Consider the following 19320-nt stretch of genomic DNA (forward strand, 5'->3'; position numbering starts at 1 on the left):
CGCCAATGGCGGGCGTCTCGAAGGATGGGCCGCAAGACGCGTTACTTCGCCCATTCGCCCTTGCGAAACACCGGCACCTTGCTTCCGTCGGCGAGAATGCCGTCGATGTCGGTCTCGGCCGAGCCGATCATCCAGTCGATATGGATCAGGCTCTGGTTGCCGCCTTGCGCGGCGATTTGCTGCGGCGTGAGCTGCGCGCCGTTGACGAAGCACTTCGAATAGCACTGGCCGAGCGCGATGTGCGAGGCCGCATTCTCGTCGAACAGCGTGTTGTAGAACAACAGCCCGCTCTGCGAGATCGGCGACGAATGCGGCACCAGCGCGACTTCGCCGAGACGGCGCGCGCCCTCGTCGGTGTCCAGCACCTTGTTCAGCACCTCCGCGCCGCGCGAGGCTTTTGCGTCGACGATCCTGCCGTCCTCGAAGCGCACCGCGATGTTGTCGATCAGCGTGCCCTGGTAGGACAGCGGCTTCGAGCTCACGACATGGCCGTAGACCCGCCGGCAATGCGGCGTGGTGAAAACCTCTTCAGTCGGAATGTTGGCGTTGCAGCTGATTCCGTTCTTGGACAGCGAGGCCCCGCCCTCCCACTCGTGTCCGTCGGCAAGCCCGATGGTGAGGTCGGTGCCGGGACCTGAATACTGCAGCGCGCGAAAATGCTGGCCGTTGAGCCAGTTGGTGCGCTCACGCAGCACCGCATTGTGGCTCGCCCAATTGCCCATCGCGTCCTCGCGGTCGACGCGCGAAGCGGCAAAGATCGCATCGGCCAGCTTGCCGATCGCAACGTCTTCCGGATCGTTCGGAAACACCTGCTTCGCCCAGGACGGGCTGGGATAGGCGATGATGTTCCAGTTGGTGTCGAAATTGACGATTTTCTCCAGCGCCGGCTGATAGGCCATCGAATTGGCCTTGCTGGCGCGTGCCACCTTGGACGGATCTTCGTCCGACAGCAGCATCGGATTGTCCCCGACGATGGCGAGCCGCGCCGTGTTATTGGAGAATGCCTTCGCCATGCCATCATAGAGCCAGTTGGCGGCGCGATCGAAGCTGTTGTCGTGGCCGTGGCGGTAGCGCGCCAGCGTCATCTCTTCGTCCGAGAGTATAGGCGTCACGATGCCGGCGCCGGCTTTGTAGGCATGCACGGCGATCCGCCGCACCAGCGGCAACGCGATCGCGGGCGCCGTCAAGAGCACATCCTGGCCCGGCCGCAAGCCCAGGCCCACCTTCACCGCCACCTCGGCCAGCCGGTCGAGCTTCACGGGATCGATGGGAGGGGAGGTGATGCGTTGATCAGTCATGCCAGATCCTCTGCCGAACGTCTCTCACTCAATCTAAGTCTAGCATTGCGAGACACAAGTGTGCGAGTGCCTTGCGACACGCCAAAGATACGCAGTTTCATGCATTTTGGTTTTCAACGCGTTGCCGATTTCAGCACCCGGTCGACCATGGCGGGAGCAAGGCCGAGGTAATTTTTCGGTGATGTGAGCGCCTCGATCGTGGCACGGTCGATTCTGGCAGAGACACGGGCGTCGGACGAGAGCGCGTCCGCCAGCGTCAGGCCGTTCTCATTGGCGAGCCGGCAGGCGTCATAGACCACGTCATGCGCCTCCTGCCGCCCGATCTGCGGCGCGAGCCCCATCATGACCGCTTCGGCCACGATCAGACCGCGGCTGACGCCGAGATTCTCGTTCATCTTGCTTTCGTCCACGATGAGGCCGGCGAGCGCGAACTTCGCCTGGTACAAGGCGCCGGCGGTCAGCACGAAGCTTTCCGGAATCGCCATCCATTCGGCGTGCCAGGGCCCGGTGGCGCGCTCGAAATCCTGCACCATGGCATCCAGCATGAGGCCGGCGTGCTGGCGCACCGCCTTGGACGCAGCGAGCATCAGCTCCGAGGAGATCGGGTTGCGCTTCTGCGGCATGGTCGAAGAAGCGCCGCGCCCCTTGACGAAGGGCTCGTAGACCTCGCCGAATTCCGTCGAGGCCATGATCATGATGTCGAGCGCGATCTTGCCGAGCGAGCCGGTGACGAGTGCGAGAAAGTTCACGGTCTCGGCAAAGCCGTCGCGTGCGACGTGCCAGGTCGAGGCGGGAACGCCGAGCTTCAGCTCGGCGCAGAGCGCTTCCTGCACGTCAAAGCCCTTGTCGCCGAGCGAGGCCAGCGTGCCGGCCGCGCCGGCGAACTGGCCGACCAGGACGCGCGGCTTCAATTGTGCCAGACGTTCGGCGTGGCGGTCGAACATCGCAAGCCAGATCGCGGTCTTGTAGCCGAAGGTGACCGGCAGTGCTTGCTGGAGATGAGTGCGGCCCGCCATCGGCGTGTCGCGGTAGCGCTTCGAGATGTCAGCGAGGATCTGGCGCAGGGCGGCGATGTCCTGTCCGACGATCTCAAGCCCGGCGCGCAGTTGCAGCACCACGGCGGTGTCCATGATGTCCTGCGTGGTCGCACCCCAATGCACATAGCGGCCGGCCTCGCCACATTGCTTCACCATCTGATGCACCAGGGGCAAGATCGGATAGCCGACGACATCGGTCTCCTGCCGCAACAGGTCGAAATCGAGTGCGGCAACATCGGTCCGCGCCGCGATCTGATCGGCAGCATCCTGCGGGATCACCCCGCACTTCGCTTCCGCCTTCGCCAGCGCCACTTCGACCTCGGCATAGCGCGCGACCGTCGCAACGTCGGAAAACACCTCCCGCATCTGCGGCGTACCGAAGGCATCGCGGAACAAGATGGAATCGAGCACGGTGGTCGAGGCGGGAAAAGCGGGCATGAGCGTTTCTTCGTGGTTTGTGTTCTGTGTGAGGCAGCTTACGCAGACGGAGCTGTTCGGCAATGGACAAAGCCCCCTACTCCCGTCATTCCGGGGCGGGCGTAGCCCGGTGCATCCGGTCGCGACCATCCGGCTTCAATCGCCACATTCTCGTTGAAGTTGCATTCCTCCTCATAAACCGCATGGCAGCCATCACGCGATCGTGGTGAACCGGGCAGGCCCCTCGGCGGACTCACAGACTTCAGTCGAAATCCGTTTTGATTTTATTATTGCCGATGTCATTGTAAGGTCTGAGTCTTCGACGTGCAGTTTCTGTTCCGGGATCATCTGCTCGATACCGACTTGCGCGAACTGAGCCGCGAGCAGGTTCCCGTTGCCGTGGAGCCGCAGGTCTTCGATCTCGTCGTCCACCTCATGGAGAACCGCGACCGGGTGGTCAGCAAGGACGAGCTTATCGACAAGATCTGGCACGGGCGCAGCGTCTCCGAATCCACTCTGACCAGCCGGATCAATGCGGCACGCAAGGCGGTCGGCGACAGCGGCGCGAGCCAGGCACTGATCCGTACCATCTCACGCAAGGGTTTTCGTTTCGTCGGCGATGTCGAGACCAAGCGTGGGGCGACCGCGCCGGAACCCGGTTTCGGCGCGAAGGTTCTACAGGCCCCGCTCGCACTACCGGACCGGCCGGCGATCGCGGTGCTACCCTTCACCAACATGAGCGGCGACCGCGAGCAGGATTATTTCTCCGACGGGATCAGCGAGGACATCATCACAGCGCTGTCGAAGCTGCGCTGGTTCTTCGTCGTCGCGCGCAACTCCTCCTTCGTCTACAAGGGGCGCGCCGTCCACATGCACGAGGTCGCGCGAGATCTCGGCGTGCGCTACGTGCTCGAAGGCAGCGTGCGGCGGAGCGGCGATCGCGTGCGCATCTCCGCGCAGCTCAACGACGTCTCGACCGGCAGCCATCTCTGGGCCGAACGATACGACCGCGAGCTTGCCGACATCTTCGCCGTGCAGGACGAGATCACCGAGGCGATCGTCGCCGCGATCGAGCCGCAGCTCTATACCGCCGAGAGTTTTCGCGCCCAACAGAAGCCGCCGGGAAGCCTGGATGCCTGGGACCTCGTGATGCGCGCCTTGTCGCATTACTGGCGCATCACCCGCGAGGACAATGCCGCCGCGCAAGAACTGCTCGAAAAGGCCGTCGCGCTCGATCCCGCCTATGGCAAGGCGCTTGGCCTGCTCGCGACCAGCCACATCTTCGGCGCGCATATGGGCTGGGCCGGCATGGCCGCGACCGTGCCGGTCGCCGAGCGCGCGGCGCTCGCGGCGGTGGAGGCAGATCGTGAGGATGCCTGGGCCCATCACGGCCTCGCTTATACTTATCTATTCCGCCGCCGCTTCGACGACGCGCTGGCGGAATTCGAGCTGACGCTGGAGCTCAATCCGAACTTTGCGATGGCGCACGCCTTCCACGGCGTGACGCTGTGCTACGCGGGACGATGGCAGGACGGCGATGCCGCCGCGCGCCGCGCGCTGCGGCTCAGCCCGCGCGATCCGCTCGCGGCGATCTATTGCGGCGTTGCCGCCTATGCCCGTTTCATCGGCCACGACTACGAAGGCGCCACGCAGATGGCGCGCGAATCGATGCGGCAGCGCGCCGATTTCGTCGGCGCGCATCGCGTGCTGACGGCCGCCGCCGGAATGTCAGGGGATCCCACGCTCGCGGCTTCCGCACTGGAAGGCCTGCGCCGCGCCCAACCCGGCATCTCGCTCGCCTGGGTCACGCGCGAGCTGCCGATGCTGCGGGAAGAGGATCGCGAGCATTACCTCGAGGGATTGCGGCGCGCAGGGATGAGGTAGCTAACCTCTCCTCTCCCGCTTGCGAGGAGAGGAGAGGAGAGGAGAAGGGCACCGCTACTCCTGCATCATCTCGCCGCTGCCGCCGAACTCGGCCGGAAAATCCTTCAGCTTGGGCAGGCCGTCGCGCATCGGCAGCACCGTCTCGGCGTAGTTGACGTGAACGCCGGGCGCGAATGCCAGCGTAGGGATGGTGGCGGTGAAGACATCGACCAGGCCGAGCGGCGGATGGTTGGTCATGAGATGGCCGCCGCACTTCCGGCAATATTTGCGCTGGCTGAGCGGTGTCTTGGTAAAGGTCTCGACGTTCTGTGCGCCTTCGGTGATACGCACGGCTTCGGGCTTCCACAGGCTGAAGGCGTTCACCGGTCCGCCCGACCACGAGCGGCAGGAGCGGCAATGGCAATAACCCATCGCCTCCGGCGCGTTCGTGACCTCGATTGTGACCGCGCCGCAGAAGCAGCTTCCGACATGTTTCATTTGGTCGTCTCCGATGATGAAGGTTTAAATTCCTCTCCCCGCTCCTGTTTGCCGGTAACTCGGCAAAACGGATGCGGGGCCGCGACGAGCTTTGCTCGCACTGATAGCGTCGGGGTGAGGGGGATTCACCCCGAGAAACGTTGAAGGCCGGGTCGGCAAGCTCCGTTACGCGCCTCGGCGCCGCCGCGCATCCTCCGTTCGGCCGACGCGGCGGAAATGCGCGCCAACTATACTGACTTGCGCCAGGGAATAAGCATCGACACACGTTGTTTGTACTGCCGATACTCGTCGCCGAAGAGATCGACGAGGTCGTGCTCCTCCAGCGCAATGCCGACGAAGATGTAGAGCGTGGTCACGGCGGCGAACAGCAGATGGCCCGCGGTCATGACCGGCGCCGCCCAGAACGCGATGATGAATCCGAGATAGATCGGATGACGGACGAACTTGTAGAGCAGCGGCGTCTTGAAGCGCGGCGGCGACGCCTCCCTGCCGACGAGATGATTGGTCACCTGATGCAATCCGAACAACTCGAAGTGATTGATGATGAAGGTCGAGGTGAACACCAGGACCCAGCCCACCAGCGACAGCGTGACGATCGTCACAGCAAGATCCGGGTTCGCGACGTCCCATATGACCGTGGGCAGCGGACGCCACTGCCAGAACAGGAGGAGCAATGACAGGCTCGCAAACAGCACGTAGGTGCTGCGCTCGACCGGCTTGGGGACGTACTGCGTCCACCACGCCTTGAATTGCTGGCGCGCCATCACGCTGTGCTGGACCGCAAACAGGGCCATCAGGAGCAGATTGATGATGACGGCCTCGGCCGCGGGCGTGTCGGTTCCGGTGTCGATAGTCTTCGGCACCACCAGCCCCATGACGAAGCCGATGGCGTAGAGAATGGTGACGAAAAAAACGAGATACGCCGCAATTCCGTACAGAAAGGCGATGAACCTGAAAATGCGTGAGCCCGCAACCGGGCCGACGGGATGAACCTGATGATCAATTTGGGTCATAAACAGCTCCGTTGTGCCAAAACGCCGGCACTTCATTGGTCGCTGCACCATGCCGCATCGGAGTGCCGAAGACTTTTGCGGACGGTTGATTTTCGCCTGAGACGACTTTGATTTTTGCTTGAGACGACAGAAACGTGCGATTTCGCTTTGAAAACAACCTGCTCGACGGCGACCTGCGGGAACTGACCTGCAGCGGAGCCGCCGTTCCGTTGCAGCCGCAGGTGTTCGATCTCCTGCTCTATCTGGTGGCGCAGCGCACCCGTGTGGTCAGCAAGGATGACCTGATCAGCCAGATCTGGAGCGATCGGATCATTTCGGACTCCGCCCTGAACAGCCGAATCAACGCCGCGCGCAAGGCGCTCGGTGACGACGGTGCGAGCCAGCGGCTGATCAAGACCATTCCGCGCAAGGGCTTTCGTTTCGTCGGCGAAGTCCGGGAAGAATTGGCAGTCGCCCCGCCGTCCGCTGAGCCCGTCGCTGCCCTGCCGCGTGCCCAGACGGAGCGTCCGGCGATTGCAGTGCTCGCTTTCGAGAACATGAGCGGCGATCCCGCACAGGACTATTTCGGCGACGGGATCAGCGAGGACATCCTCACCGCGTTGTCGAAGCAACGCTGGTTCCTGGTGATCGCCCGCAACTCGTCCTTCACCTACAAGGGACGCGCGGTCCACATCCGGCAGATCGCCCAGGAGCTCGGCGTCCGCTACATCGTCGAAGGCAGCGTGCGCAAGGCGGACAACCGGGTGCGCATCACCGCGCAGCTCAACGACGCCACAACCGGCAGCCATCTCTGGGCCGAGCGCTACGATCGCGAGCTGGTCGATGTGTTCGCCGTGCAAGACGAGATCACCAACGCGATCGCCGCGGCGATCGAGCCGCAGATTCATGCAGCGGAAAGTTTTCGCGCCCATCGCAAGCCCCCTGCGAGCCTGGACGCCTGGGACCTGCTGATGCGGGCGCTGTCGCATTACTGGCGCGTGACGCGGCGGGATCACGAGACCGCGCGGACGCTGCTGGAGCGTGCGGTCGAGATCGACCCGAACTACGGCCAGGCGCTGTCGGTGCTCGCGGCGAACCACATGTTCGGCGTGCATCTCGGCTGGACCGAGCTTGCCGTGGTGGCGCCGGCGGCGGAGGCCGCCGCGCTCGCCGCGGTGCGCTGCGACCATGAGGATGCCTGGGCGCATGCCGCGCTCGGCAGTGTCTGCTTCTCGACACGAAGACTTGCGGACGCACTGTCCGAGTTCGAGCAGGCGCTCGCGCTCAATCCGAACTTCTCGCTGGCGCAGAGCTATTACGCGCTGGCGCTGTCCTATGCCGGGCGGCCGAAGGAATCGTTCGAGGCAGCGCAGAGGGCAATGCGGCTCTCGCCGCGTGATCCGTCCCTGGCGATCTATCACGGCATCGCCGGCTATGCCCGCTTCACGGAGCGGCGCTATGGCGAGGCCATCGCGCTCGCGCGCGAGGCGATCCGCCACCGCGGCGACCTCACCGGCGCCTACCGCGTGCTCGCGGTTTCTGCCGGCATGACCGGCGACGGCGTGCTTGCGGAGATGGCGCTGAGCGAGCTCCGCCGCACCCAGCCCGGCATCTCGCTGCATTGGATCGCGACGCAATTGCCGTGGGCCAACGAGGCCGATCGCGAGCACTATATGGAGGGATTCCGGCGAGCGGGCTTGCGTTAGACGATCCGCATGCCGGGTCTACGTCGGGCTTCCGGCGCAGATGGACGACGACGTCGAGAGCCGCGCAATCTCGTGGCCCGGGAGCGCCTCGGGCATTTTGGTGAAGGTCTGGCCCTGGCCTGAGGCGCAGATGCGCTCGCGCGACGGCCCGCAGCGCTCGAGCCGGATGCGGGCGCGGCCATCCTCGACCAGCCGGGTCCCGCTCGGATCGGGCGGCGCTGCGGCGCCGGCTTGGCCGCCAAACGCCATCACGGGACGCGCTGTACATTTTTTGTGCGAACACTGTCGAGACTTTCATCTTGCGGCGCCGAATGGGACTATGTGAGCCTCGATAGCGGATGGGGACTGGGATGGGCCGGCCGCAGCTTAGCGCGCCACGACGTGCGAAGCGTTCGCGGCTGGTCTCGCTTGAGAAAGATACGACATGTCGAAACGAGTGTTGCTTGGACTCCTCCTGGCCTGCGGCCTCACGGCCCCGGCGCTGGCGCAAGAGCCGAAAACAGGGGGCGCGATCAATGTCGTGATCCAGCCCGAGCCGCCCGGCCTGATGATGGCGATGGTCCAGAACGGCCCGGTGCAGATGGTGGCGGGCAACATTTTCGAAGGCCTGCTTCGCTACAGCCCCAAGCTCGAACCGCAGCCGGAACTCGCCGAGAGCTGGAGCGTCAGCGAAGACGCAAAAACCTACACCTTCAAGCTGAGGAAGGGCGTGACCTGGCATGACGGCAAGCCCTTCACCGCCGCCGACGTGCTGTTCTCGGTCGAGATGCTGAAGCAGACTCATGCGCGCGCCCGCAACAACCTCGCGCAGGTCGACAAGGTCGAGGCACCCGACGACACCACGGTGGTGTTCACACTGAAGCAGCCGTTCGGTCCGTTCCTCGGCATCTTCGAGGTCGGCTCGATGCCGATGGTACCGAAGCATCTCTATGAAGGCACCGACTGGAAGACCAATCCCTACAACAACGCCCCTGTCGGCACCGGCCCCTTCATGTTCAAGGAATGGCAGAAGGGCTCTTTCATCCGCCTGGTCAAGAACCCGAACTATTACGAGAAGGGCAAACCCTATCTCGACGATATTTACTGGCAGATCATTCCCGATGCCGCGGCGCGCTCCGTGGCGTACGAGACCGGCAAGGTCGACGTACTGCCCGGCGGCTCGGTCGAGAATTTCGACGTGCCCCGTCTCTCCAAGCTGAAGGACACCTGCGTCACCGGCGCCGGCTGGGAGTTCTTCTCGCCGCTGGCTTGGCTGTGGCTCAACAACCGCCAGGGTCCGCTCGCGGACAAGCGGGTGCGGCAGGCGATCATGTATGCGATCGACCGCGAGTTCGCCAAGGACGTGATCTGGAACGGGCTCGGCAAGGTTGCGACCGGCCCATCGGCCTCGACCATCAAATATTACACCGACGACGTGCCGAAGTACCCCTACGATCCCGCCAAGGCCAAGACGCTGCTGAAGGAGGCCGGCTACAAGGGCGAGAAGATCCGCCTTCTGCCGCTCGCCTATGGCGAGACCTGGCAGCGCTGGGGTGAAGCCGTGAAGCAGAACCTTCAGGACGTCGGCATGAACATCGAGACCATCGCCACCGACGTTGCCGGCGGCAACCAGAAGATCGGCGACTGGGACTACGACATCGCCTTCACCTATCTCTACCAATATGGCGATCCCGCGCTCGGCGTCGGCCGAAACTACGTCTCAAGCGCCATCGCCAAGGGCCAGGTGTTCAACAACGTCGAGGGCTACTCCAACCCGGAAATCGACAAGCTGTTCGCCGACGGCGCGGTGGCGACGCCCGACTCCAAGCGCAAGGAGATCTACGAAAAGGCGCAGAAGATCCTGGTCGAAGACGTGCCGGTGGCTTGGATGCTCGAGCTGCAATTCCCGACCATTATGCGCTGCAAGGTCAAGAACCTGATCACCACGGGCGTCGGGGTCAATGATGGCTTCAAGGACGCGTGGCTCGACAAGTGAGGAGACGCGCTCCGAACTCCCCTTACCTCTCCCGCTTGCGGGAGAGGTCGCTACGCTCGAAGAGCGTAGCGGGTGAGGGTTCTCTCCACCTGGCAATCCCTCTGCGGAAGCACCCCCTCCCCTGCCCTCCCCCGCAAGCGGGAGAGGGAGCGCACCGCCGCTGCGGCTGCGGCCACGCCGATCTCATCGCCATTTGATCATGCTCTCCTTCATCGCTCAGCGTATCCTGAAGGGCGTGATCGTCCTGCTCGCGATCGTCGTCCTCAATTTCTTCCTGATCCGGCTTGCGCCCGGCGACCCCGCGGTCGTGATGGCGGGCGAGGCCGGTGCAAGTGACCAGATCTTCGTCCAGCAGCTCAGGCAGAAGTTCGGCCTCGACAAGCCGCTGCCCGAGCAGCTCTTCGTCTACGTCAAGGGCGTCGTGACGCTCGACCTCGGCTTCTCCTTCCGCCAGCAGGCACCAGTGTCGAAGCTGATCCTGGAGCGGCTGCCGGCGACGCTGTTGCTGACGCTGACCGCGTTCGCGATCTCGCTGATGCTCGGCATCCTGTTCGGCACTTTCGCGGCGCGCTTCGCGGGGACGTGGCTCGACACTGCCATCACGATCTTCGCGCTGATCTTCTACGCCATGCCGCTTTTCTGGGTGGCGCTGATGGGCATCCTGTTGTTCTCGGTCGCTATCGATTGGCTGCCGAGCTTCGGCTACGAGACGGTCGGCGCCAATTTCACCGGTCTTGCCCATGTGGTCGACGTCGCAAGGCACCTGATCATGCCGGCGATGACGCTCGGCTTGTTCTTCATGGCGACCTACACCCGCATGACGCGCGCCTCGATGCTGGAGGTGAAGCGGCTCGACTTCGTCAAGACCGCGCGCGCGAAAGGCCTGTCCGATGCCGTGATCCAGCGCCGCCACGTGCTCCGCAACGCGCTGCTGCCCGTCGTGACGCTCGCCGGCGTCCACTCCGGCACGCTGATCGGCGGCGCCGTCATCACCGAGACCGTGTTCGCCTGGCCGGGCATCGGACGGCTGATGTACGACGCCCTGCTGCAGCGGGACTACAATCTGCTGCTTGGTGTCTTCGTGATCTGCTCCGCCATGGTCCTGACCTTCAATCTCATCACCGACCTGGTCTATCGCCTGGTCGACCCGCGCATCGAATTCACCACATGAAACAGTTCTGGAAATCGATGTTGATGAGCCCGAGCGGCGTCATCGGGCTCATCATCCTGCTCCTTGCGATCGGGGTCGCAGTGTTCGGCCCAATGCTGTTCCCGAACTCGCCCTGGCGCATGGTGCAGCGGCCGTTCTTGCCGCCGTTCACGCTCTCGACCGTACCGCTCGGCACCGACGCGCTCGGCCGCGACGTATTCGCCGGCATGATCTTTGGCGCACGCGTCTCGCTGCTCGTGGGCTTGGTCTCCACACTGGTGGCGCTGGTCGTCGGCCTGCCGATCGGCGCCATGGCCGGCTATTTCGGCGGCAAGGTCGACGACGCCTTGATGCGCTTCACCGAATTCTTCCAGACCATTCCGAGCTTTGCGCTCGCGATCGTGCTGGTCGCGATCCTGCAGCCCTCGATCTATTCGATCGTCGCCTCGATCGCATTGGTGAGCTGGCCGCCGGTCGCGCGTCTCGTCCGCGGCGAGGTGCTGTCGCTGCGCACGCGGGAGTACGTCCAGGCCGCCGTGGTGACTGGCCAGAGCAACACCTGGATCATCCTGCGCGAAATCCTGCCGAACACGCTGTCGCCGGTGATTGTGCTGGCCTCGCTGATGGTGGCGACCGCGATCCTCCTGGAATCCTCGCTGTCGTTCCTCGGCCTTGGCGATCCCAATCTGATCTCCTGGGGCTACATGGTCGGTGCCGGCCGCACCGTGATCCGCCAGGCCTGGTGGATCACCGTGTTTCCCGGCGTCGCGATCCTGATCTCGGTGCTCGGCCTCAATTTGATCGGCGAAGGCCTCAACGACGCGCTCAATCCGCGCTTGTCGCGGGAGGGACGCTAGAGATGACCGCACCGCCCGCCGTCTCCATCAAGAATCTGCGGATCGCGCTGCCCAAGGGCGCCGAGCGTCCCTTCGCTGTCGACGGCGTCTCGCTCGACCTGCGGCCCGGCAAGATCGTCTGCGTCGTCGGCGAGTCCGGCTCCGGCAAATCGATGTGCGCGCATGCGCTGATGGGCCTGTTGCCTGATACGGTCGCTGTCACCGCCGGCGAGATCCGGTTCGAAGGCCGCGACCTGCTCAAGCTCGACGATGACGGTTGGCGCGACCTGCGCGGCCGCCGGCTTGCGATGATTTTTCAGGAGCCGATGACCGCGCTCAACCCGTTGATGCGGATCGGCGACCAGATGGCGGAGATGTTCGAGGCACACGGCCTGCTCACGCCGAGGGAGCGGCGCGCAAGGGCACTGGCGCTGGCGCGGGAGGTCGGCCTGCCCGACCCCGAGCGCATCGTGCGCGCCTATCCGCACCAGCTCTCCGGCGGCCAGCGCCAGCGCGCCATGATCGCGATGGCGCTGGCGCTCGAACCGGCGGTGCTGGTCGCAGACGAGCCGACCACGGCGCTCGACGTCACGACGCAGGCACAGATCCTGAGGCTGATCCGCAACCTCCAGCGCAACCGCAACATGGCGGTGATGTTCATCACCCATGATTTCGGCGTGGTCTCCGACATCGCCGATCAGGTCGTGGTGCTCCGCCACGGCAAGGTCGTGGAGGAGGGGCCCGCTGCAACCGTCTTCAACGCGCCGCAGCACGACTACACCAAGGCGCTGCTCGCCGCGGTGCCGTCGATGGATCCGCCGGCGCGCGCGCCGCTGGACGATCAGGCCAGGGCCGTCGAGGTGATCGGATTGGACAAGACTTACGTCACCTCGGGCGGCTGGTTTCGCGAAGACCGCCGCGTCGACGCCGCGCGCGCGGTCAACTTCAACATCCTCAGGGGTGAGACGCTCGGCCTCGTCGGCGAATCCGGCTCCGGAAAATCGTCGGTGGCGCGGCTCGTGATGCGGCTGATCGAGGCCGACCGCGGCACGGTGCGGATCGGCGAGACCGATCTCACCTCACTCTCGGGCAAAGCGCTGCGCGCCGAGCGACATCGCATCCAGATGATCTTTCAGGATCCGTTCGCCTCGCTCAATCCGCGCCGCAAGGTCGGTCACATCATCGCCGACGGTCCTATCGCGGCGGGCACCGATCCGAAAGTGGCATTCGACCGCGCCCGCGATCTGCTCAGGATGGTCGGCCTCGATGCCGGCGCGCTCGAGCGCTATCCGCATGAATTCTCCGGCGGCCAGCGCCAGCGCATCGGCATTGCGCGCGCGCTCGCGCTCGAGCCTGAGATCATCGTCGCCGACGAAGCCGTCTCCGCGCTCGACGTCTCCGTGCAGGCGCAGGTCTTGAAGTTGCTCGAAGACCTCAAGGCACGCCTCGGCCTCTCGATGCTGTTCATCACCCACGATCTGCGCGTCGCAGCCCAAATCTGTGACCGGATCGCGGTGATGCAGCGCGGCGCCATCGTCGAGTTGAAACCGACCGCGCAGCTGTTCGCCGCGCCCGAGCATGCCTATACGCGCGAGCTGCTGGCGGCGGTACCGGGACGCAAGGAGCGCACGCCGGCGGCGTGAGACGAGCGGTATTCCGTTCTGACCGGGCGCCTATACTCGGCCGGATCGTCCTAGGAACAGGGCAGTCACGCGCTTGTTATTGCTCCATCAGCGTTGCTCCGGCTTCAAAGCGGCAAGCGGCGTCCTACATGCATGACATGACACACGTCATCTAATGATGACGTACCGACCAAGTTTTGGAGCTATCATGGGCGAAGTCATTCAGTTTGTCTCGAAATCGGAGCGCGAGCGAGAGCGCCTCATCCGAGAAGCACGCGCGATCTACGACAGCATCTTCCCGCCGGCTGATCCGGTCAGCGACCAGTCGAGCGGAGGTACTGCGCGTCGCAGCGACGGAGGCAATTTCGCGTGATCAAGATCATCGCCGTGCTCTGCAACCTCGCCTCTCCGGCGAATTGTCATGAGCAAACCGTCACCACGTCCGATTTCGCCGAGGTCTCGATGCAGTCCTGCCTGATGGGCGCACCGCAGCTCGCCGAATGGATGAACCAGCATCCGGCCGAGCGCCTCGCCGGATGGCGCTGCGTGATCGGCCAACAGGGCCGCAGGGGCGCCTGAGATCGCAGGGACCGGATCGAACGCCGCGGTCCGGTTGAACCGTGACGGCGGCGCATCTCCAAGCTAGGATGGCATTTATCTGCCTGGCCAAGGGGAAGCCGGATGGAGGTCGCCAGCCTCGTTCTTCCTGTTTTCGCGATCATCGTCACCGGCTGGCTCGCCGGAGAGCTCGGCTATCTCTCCCGCTCGCTTGCCGATGCCCTGGTGCATTTCGCCTACAACGTCGCGATGCCGGCGCTACTGATCGTGACGATCGCCCAGGAGCCGGCACGCAATCTGCTGGAATGGCGCTTCCTGCTCGCGTTCGGCGGCGGATCCCTGATCTGCTTTGCGCTGGTGTTCCTGGTGGTCCGCACGGGTGGCAAGCGCGATCTCGCCAGCAGCACCATCCATGGCATGGCCGCGGCGATGACCAATACCGGCTTCGTGGCCCTGCCGATCCTGCACGCGATCTACGGCCAGCCCGCCGTCCTGCCCGCGGCAGTGGCGACGGTGTTCGTGGCCGGCGTGATGTTTCCGCTCACCGTCGTCCTGCTGGAGAGGAACGCGCGCGGGCCGGCACATTCCGCCGGACTGGTGAAGCAAATCCTGCTCAATCCGATGGTCCTGTCGACCCTCATTGGTCTCGCATGGGCGATCACCGGCTTGCCAATTCCAGCGCCGGCCATCGCCTATCTGAACATGATTGCCGCCGCGCTCACGCCCTGCGCGCTGTTTGCCATCGGACTAGGTCTGTCGGTCGAGGGACTGCGGTCGAACCTGAAGGCATCGTTCGCGCTCGCTGCCGTGAAACTGCTGGTGATGCCGCTGATCGTCTACGGACTCTGTGTGGTTTTGAGCCTCAGCCCGCTCGACACGGTCGCCGCCGTCATCTGCGCGGCAGTACCGACGGCGAAGACCGTGTATGTGCTGGCGCACGAACACAAGGTCGAGGAAAAGCTGGTCGCTGCCACGGTCTCGGTCACGACGATGCTGTCGGTCGCGACATTGCTGGTCGCGCTCTATCTTCTCTCTGGCCTCGCGACCGGCACACGGTGACCGGTATTGGACGTTCCCTATCTGAGGGGCGGGTTGGTGTTGTTCCAGGTCGGGACCGCGTTGGTGACGCCGACCGATGGCGTATTATACACGCCGATTGACGGCGCCGTGACCGTCCCGACCGACTGCCCGGTCGACCCATAGGTCCTGGGCTGTGCCGCCGGCGATCCGGCGCTCCCATAGGTCGGAGCCACCACGCCGGTACTGTAAGATCGGCTCGAGCGGTGCTTTTTGGCTTCAGCCGCAAGCGGCGTGGCAAGCAGCCCGATCGCGACGAGTGCCGCAAGGGCGGGTTTGATGCTTGTCATGGCTGATCCCTTCATACGCTGCCGGCCCCTTGTGCCATTTGTTCACTCAATGGACGATTTCCATAGGCTCCCGTTCATAACTCCGTGCGCGGGCGAAGGTGCCGGAGCGCGACTGCCGTTTCCGCTCAGATCAATGCCGAACGTCCTGCGCAAGCTCGCTCCAGTCCAGGCATGGACGGCAGGAGATTCGCCTGCTAGCGGATTTCGGTGCCAGCACCGCGCCGAACGCGAAGAGGAAGAGGAAGTGCAATGTCTATTGCACGCCGGATCCCCGCTGGCGAGGTCACATGGATGACATCAGGGGCGGACTGCCTCGCCTTCGGATGGACCCGAATCAGCGCTAGTGCATTGACCTCAACGACTTCGCGCATTGAGGTGACATGACCGGCCCCGAACTGAAGCAACTCCGCAACGACCTCTCCGAGGCGCTTGAGCGCAAGCTCACCGCGGCCGACATGGCCCGGCTTTGCGGATTGCCGGAGCAGGGCGGCGTCGACACCATCCGACGCTGGGAGGTGAGCGGCCCGACACCATCGGCAACCAAGGTGCTGCGCGTGCTCGCGATGGCGAGCGAGCGCCATCCGATTCTGGAGAAGTTCGACGTCTTCGATCGCCATGACGTGCGCGAGCAAGACCGGCCCGCAAAGCGCGCTGCATTCCGCGAACAGATGCGCGATGAGGCGCGGCGCCGTCTTGGTTAATGAGACACGCGCGCAAGGTACCGGAACAGCGCTGGATTAAGTCTTCCTTCACCACTTCTTAAGCCGGCATTAAGCACGAAAATCATTTACAGGCCAATAAGTTAGGTTGGCTGCCGCTGTGCCATGCATGTGACAGCATTTTCGTCAAAAGCGAGCTATCTGCAAAGCCAACGACGGCGCGGAAAGCGCGCCTGCCGGGGACCAAAGTGTTGGAGTTTGGACTATGAAGAAGATTCTGTTTGCGACCGTTGCGCTGCTCATGGTGGGCGCTGCTGCGCCGGCGATCGGTGCCGATCTCGGTAACCGCAATTATTACAAGACGCCCGCGCCGGCCTATGCCGCGCCGATCTACAACTGGACCGGTTTCTACATCGGTGCGCATCTCGGTGGCGCATTCTCCAGCGACAATAATTTCAACGGCCTCTCCACCGGCAACAACGGCAATGGCCGCTTTCTCGGCGGCTTGCAGGCCGGTGCGGACTGGCAGTTCCACCCGAATTTCCTGGTCGGTGTCGAAGGCCAGTATTCCTGGCTCTCCGGTAGCGTCGGCGCGGTGTTCCCGGGCGGCGTCGCCTACACCAACGACCAGCGAGGCCTCGGTTCGATCACCGGCCGCGTCGGCTACACCTGGGGTCCGGGCCTGCTCTATGTGAAGGGCGGCTACGCCTACTCCGACAACAACGAGAAGGTCACTGTCGGCGGCACCCCGGCGCCCTTCGTCATCGCTGGCGATCACCGCAACGGCTACACCGTCGGCGCCGGCCTCGAATACATGTTCGCCCCGAACTGGTCGGCCAAGGCCGAGTACCAGTACTACAATTTCGGCGACGCGCATTTCATCGGAGGTCCGCTGGCGGGCTCCGGCAACTTCACCACCGACGACCACACCATCAAGGCGGGCGTCAATTACCGCTTCAACTGGGCCAACTCGGCGGTCGCGCGCTACTGAACGGTTACCAAGACCTTATCGTGATGACGGGCCGGCATTGTTGCCGGCCCTTCTTTTTTCGCTGTGCGGAACGCGCGCAACCAATTGAGCAACTTGCGAATTTTTAACCCGCTCCAAGGATACTCCGCGGCGAAAACATAAGATCATGGGTGGGGGAATTTCGATGGCGATCCGTCTTGGTGGCATTCTTGGCCCTGTCCTTGGCCGTTTCAAGCCTCGCTTCAAGATGCCGAAATGGGGCGTGCGCGGCAGCCTGTTCACGGCCTTCGCAGTGATCGCAGGCATGGGCCTCCTGATCGCCGCAGGCGCCGGCTTCGTCTTCAACCATCTCGGCAGCACCATGATGGACCTGAGCGGCCGCGACATTCCGCGCCTCTCCGCGAGCCTTCAACTCGCATCGCAAAGCGCAACGCTCGCGGCGCAAGGGCCCGGCCTCCTGGCATCGCCGTCCGACGAGGCGCTGAACGAACGCACCAAGAAGGTGCAGGAGATTCAGCAGCTCGCCATGGCCAAGCTTGGCGAGATCATCGAGCTCGGCGCCGACAAGCAGATCGCGACCGCACTGCGCGACACCGCCAAGAGCATCGACGAGGCGACCCAGAGCCTGGTGTCGGCCGCGCGCGAGCGGCTCGATACCGGCGCGCTGCACGACAAGCAGTATGAAGCGCTGCGCAAGGCGCAGATCACCTTCGTCGGTGCGGCCGGTCCTGCCATGCTGGATGCGCAAACGCGCCTGAACGCGATTCTCGGCGCGGCGGAAGTTTCCGCCGATGATGCCACCGAAGCCGCCCGCACCGTCTCCCAGGTCGCGACCATCTCCGCCAACGGGAATCTGATGGCCGCCGACATGATGGCGGCGCTGTCGGCCAACAACAGCGACACGCTGGAGGCGATCGAGAAGGAGTTCAAGGCGACGCGCGACCGCGTCAGGTCGAACCTCGAGGACCTGCCGAACATGACCTCGATGCAGGCGGTGCGCGACACCGTGCAAAAGCTGTTCGCCTTCGGCGAGGGCAAGACCGGCGTGTTCAAGATCCGCCAGAAAGAGCTCGACGCCATCGACTACGGCCAGACCATTCTGGACGAGACCCGCAAGCTCAATGTCGGCCTCGGCATCAGCGTGCAGCAGCTCGTCGAGGGCGTGCAGAAGGAGACCAACGCGTCGACCTTCCAGGCGCGGCAGGAGATCTCGCTGGCGACGACCGCGATGCTGGCGCTCGGCGCGCTGATGCTGGTCGGCTCGGCGTTGTTCGTCTGGCTCTATGTCGGCCGCAACATCTTGCGCCGGATCACAGGCCTCCAGCGCGCCATGCAGCTGCTCTCGGCCGGCGACCTCGACACCGAGATCGCGCGCGCGAAGCAGAATGACGAGATCGGCACGATGACGGATACGCTTCAGGTGTTCCGCGACAGCATGATCGAAGCCCGGACCCTCGCCGGCGAGCAGGACAAGGATCGGCTCGCTAAGGCCGAGCGCGCCGCGCGCATGGAGGCGAAGATCGCCGAGTTCGAGGGCACGGTGCGCTCCGCGCTCGACAATCTCGCGCAGTCGGCCAATTCGATGCAGACGACCGCGCAGAGCATGTCGAACACCGCCGACCAGTCCAACGCGCTGGTGAACGCGGTGGCGTCGGCCGCGGAGGAAACCTCGGTCAACGTGCAGACCGTGTCATCAGGCACCGAACAGCTGTCGTCCTCGATCCAGGAGATCAGCAAGCAGGTGATCACCTCCGCCGAGATCGCCAGGAAGGCCGTCGACGAAGCCGGTTCGACGGACGCCACGGTGCAGAGCCTTGCCGACAGCGCGAGCCGCATCAACGTCGTGGTCGATTTGATCCAGACCATCGCCTCGCAGACCAATCTGCTCGCCCTCAACGCCACCATCGAGGCCGCGCGCGCGGGCGAGGCCGGCCGCGGCTTCGCGGTGGTCGCCTCCGAGGTGAAGAGCCTCGCGAGCCAGACCGCCAAGGCAACGGAAGAGATCCGCACCCAGATCGCCAGCATGCAGCAGGTCACCACCTCGGCAGTCGGCGCGATCCAGGGCATCGGCCGGATCATCGGAGAGATCAACGACGTCACCACGACGATCGCCGCCGCGGTCGAGGAGCAGGGCGCGGCGACGCGCGAGATCGCCCGCAACATCCAGCATGCGGCCGGCGGCACCAGCGAGGTCTCCAGCAACATCGTCGGCGTCTCCACGGCTTCGGCGGAAGCCGGCGCAGCGGCGAACGAAGTGCTGGGCGCCTCCGACGCGCTCCGCCGCGAAGCCGACATGCTGCGCGGAGAGATCGACGCGTTCCTCAACAACATACGGGCGGCGTAAGCCGCCGCCGGCCTGTCGTGGCTCCATC

17 protein-coding genes and 1 pseudogene are annotated in these 19320 nt (G+C 64.3%); 12 read left to right on the top strand and 6 right to left on the bottom strand.

Translation table 11 applies throughout. The annotated features are described in order from the left end of the window. Positions 1-41: 41 nt before the first annotated feature. Together ABIB06_RS29465 and pcaB are read right to left on the bottom strand one after the other, a co-directional pair. Positions 42-1298, bottom strand: a complete 1257-nt coding sequence (locus tag ABIB06_RS29465; protein ID WP_247448432.1) for an aminopeptidase — start codon at positions 1296-1298, stop codon at positions 42-44. A gap of 113 nt (positions 1299-1411) precedes the next feature. Then, positions 1412-2773 (bottom strand): 3-carboxy-cis,cis-muconate cycloisomerase, encoded by a 1362-nt coding sequence (gene pcaB, locus ABIB06_RS29470; RefSeq protein ID WP_354051359.1) that lies wholly within the window; start codon positions 2771-2773, stop codon positions 1412-1414. A gap of 303 nt (positions 2774-3076) precedes the next feature. On the opposite strand from pcaB, the gene ABIB06_RS29475 reads away from it, so the two are divergent. Then, entirely contained in the window at positions 3077-4636 is a 1560-nt protein-coding gene (locus ABIB06_RS29475; RefSeq protein WP_354051357.1) for a winged helix-turn-helix domain-containing protein, read from the top strand. A 54-nt stretch (positions 4637-4690) separates the two neighbouring features. Here ABIB06_RS29475 and ABIB06_RS29480 read toward each other — a convergent pair whose 3' ends face one another. After that, positions 4691-5113, bottom strand: a complete 423-nt coding sequence (locus tag ABIB06_RS29480; RefSeq protein ID WP_354051355.1) for a GFA family protein — start codon at positions 5111-5113, stop codon at positions 4691-4693. A 227-nt stretch (positions 5114-5340) separates the two neighbouring features. Then, the gene (gene mddA / locus ABIB06_RS29485) at positions 5341-6126 is read right to left on the bottom strand and encodes a methanethiol S-methyltransferase (RefSeq protein ID WP_354051354.1); all 786 of its coding nucleotides are present in this window, start codon (positions 6124-6126) and stop codon (positions 5341-5343) included. A gap of 134 nt (positions 6127-6260) precedes the next feature. On the opposite strand from mddA, the gene ABIB06_RS29490 reads away from it, so the two are divergent. Beyond that, complete coding sequence (locus ABIB06_RS29490; RefSeq protein WP_354051352.1) at positions 6261-7811, top strand: winged helix-turn-helix domain-containing protein; 1551 nt, start codon at positions 6261-6263, stop codon at positions 7809-7811. A gap of 126 nt (positions 7812-7937) precedes the next feature. Here the strand turns inward: ABIB06_RS29490 and ABIB06_RS29495 are convergent. Continuing rightward, positions 7938-8060: pseudogene (locus tag ABIB06_RS29495) on the bottom strand (DUF2147 domain-containing protein); the annotation flags it as partial. 175 nt (positions 8061-8235) lie between these two features. On the opposite strand from ABIB06_RS29495, the gene ABIB06_RS29500 reads away from it, so the two are divergent. The 7 genes from ABIB06_RS29500 to ABIB06_RS29530 all read left to right on the top strand — a co-directional run bounded on the left by ABIB06_RS29500 (position 8236) and on the right by ABIB06_RS29530 (position 15011). Next, the gene (locus ABIB06_RS29500; protein ID WP_354051350.1) at positions 8236-9786 is read left to right on the top strand and encodes an ABC transporter substrate-binding protein; all 1551 of its coding nucleotides are present in this window, start codon (positions 8236-8238) and stop codon (positions 9784-9786) included. Between the two features lie 199 nt (positions 9787-9985). Next, a complete protein-coding gene (locus ABIB06_RS29505) occupies positions 9986-10957 on the top strand; it encodes an ABC transporter permease (protein ID WP_354051349.1) in 972 nt (323 codons plus the stop codon). Beyond that, positions 10954-11793 carry an ABC transporter permease gene (locus ABIB06_RS29510; RefSeq protein ID WP_354051347.1) on the top strand — a complete coding sequence of 280 codons (840 nt, stop codon included), beginning with the start codon at positions 10954-10956 and terminating at the stop codon, positions 11791-11793. Before ABIB06_RS29505 ends, ABIB06_RS29510 begins: the two co-directional genes overlap by 4 nt. 2 nt (positions 11794-11795) lie before the next feature. Beyond that, complete coding sequence (locus tag ABIB06_RS29515; RefSeq protein WP_354051346.1) at positions 11796-13415, top strand: ABC transporter ATP-binding protein; 1620 nt, start codon at positions 11796-11798, stop codon at positions 13413-13415. Between the two features lie 187 nt (positions 13416-13602). After that, positions 13603-13767, top strand: coding sequence for a hypothetical protein (locus tag ABIB06_RS29520; protein WP_247344290.1), 165 nt, complete (start codon positions 13603-13605; stop codon positions 13765-13767). Continuing rightward, positions 13764-13973: a hypothetical protein gene (locus ABIB06_RS29525; protein WP_247344293.1), complete on the top strand. Its 210-nt coding sequence runs from the start codon at positions 13764-13766 to the stop codon at positions 13971-13973. The genes ABIB06_RS29520 and ABIB06_RS29525 overlap by 4 nt, the downstream gene beginning before the upstream one ends. A gap of 102 nt (positions 13974-14075) precedes the next feature. After that, positions 14076-15011, top strand: a complete 936-nt coding sequence (locus tag ABIB06_RS29530) for an AEC family transporter (RefSeq protein WP_354051343.1) — start codon at positions 14076-14078, stop codon at positions 15009-15011. A gap of 17 nt (positions 15012-15028) precedes the next feature. Here ABIB06_RS29530 and ABIB06_RS29535 read toward each other — a convergent pair whose 3' ends face one another. Next, positions 15029-15319 (bottom strand): hypothetical protein, encoded by a 291-nt coding sequence (locus tag ABIB06_RS29535; RefSeq protein WP_354051342.1) that lies wholly within the window; start codon positions 15317-15319, stop codon positions 15029-15031. 380 nt (positions 15320-15699) lie between these two features. Here ABIB06_RS29535 and ABIB06_RS29540 point away from each other — a divergent pair, with 380 nt between their 5' ends. From ABIB06_RS29540 to ABIB06_RS29550, 3 genes are all read left to right on the top strand, one after another. Beyond that, positions 15700-16020 (top strand): hypothetical protein, encoded by a 321-nt coding sequence (locus tag ABIB06_RS29540; RefSeq protein ID WP_247344301.1) that lies wholly within the window; start codon positions 15700-15702, stop codon positions 16018-16020. A 223-nt stretch (positions 16021-16243) separates the two neighbouring features. Then, positions 16244-16969: an outer membrane protein gene (locus tag ABIB06_RS29545; RefSeq protein WP_354051340.1), complete on the top strand. Its 726-nt coding sequence runs from the start codon at positions 16244-16246 to the stop codon at positions 16967-16969. Between the two features lie 163 nt (positions 16970-17132). Continuing rightward, positions 17133-19292 (top strand): methyl-accepting chemotaxis protein, encoded by a 2160-nt coding sequence (locus tag ABIB06_RS29550; protein WP_354051339.1) that lies wholly within the window; start codon positions 17133-17135, stop codon positions 19290-19292. Positions 19293-19320: the final 28 nt, after the last annotated feature.

The sequence above is a fragment of the Bradyrhizobium sp. LB8.2 genome (assembly GCF_040548035.1).
Lineage (GTDB): Bacteria > Pseudomonadota > Alphaproteobacteria > Rhizobiales > Xanthobacteraceae > Bradyrhizobium.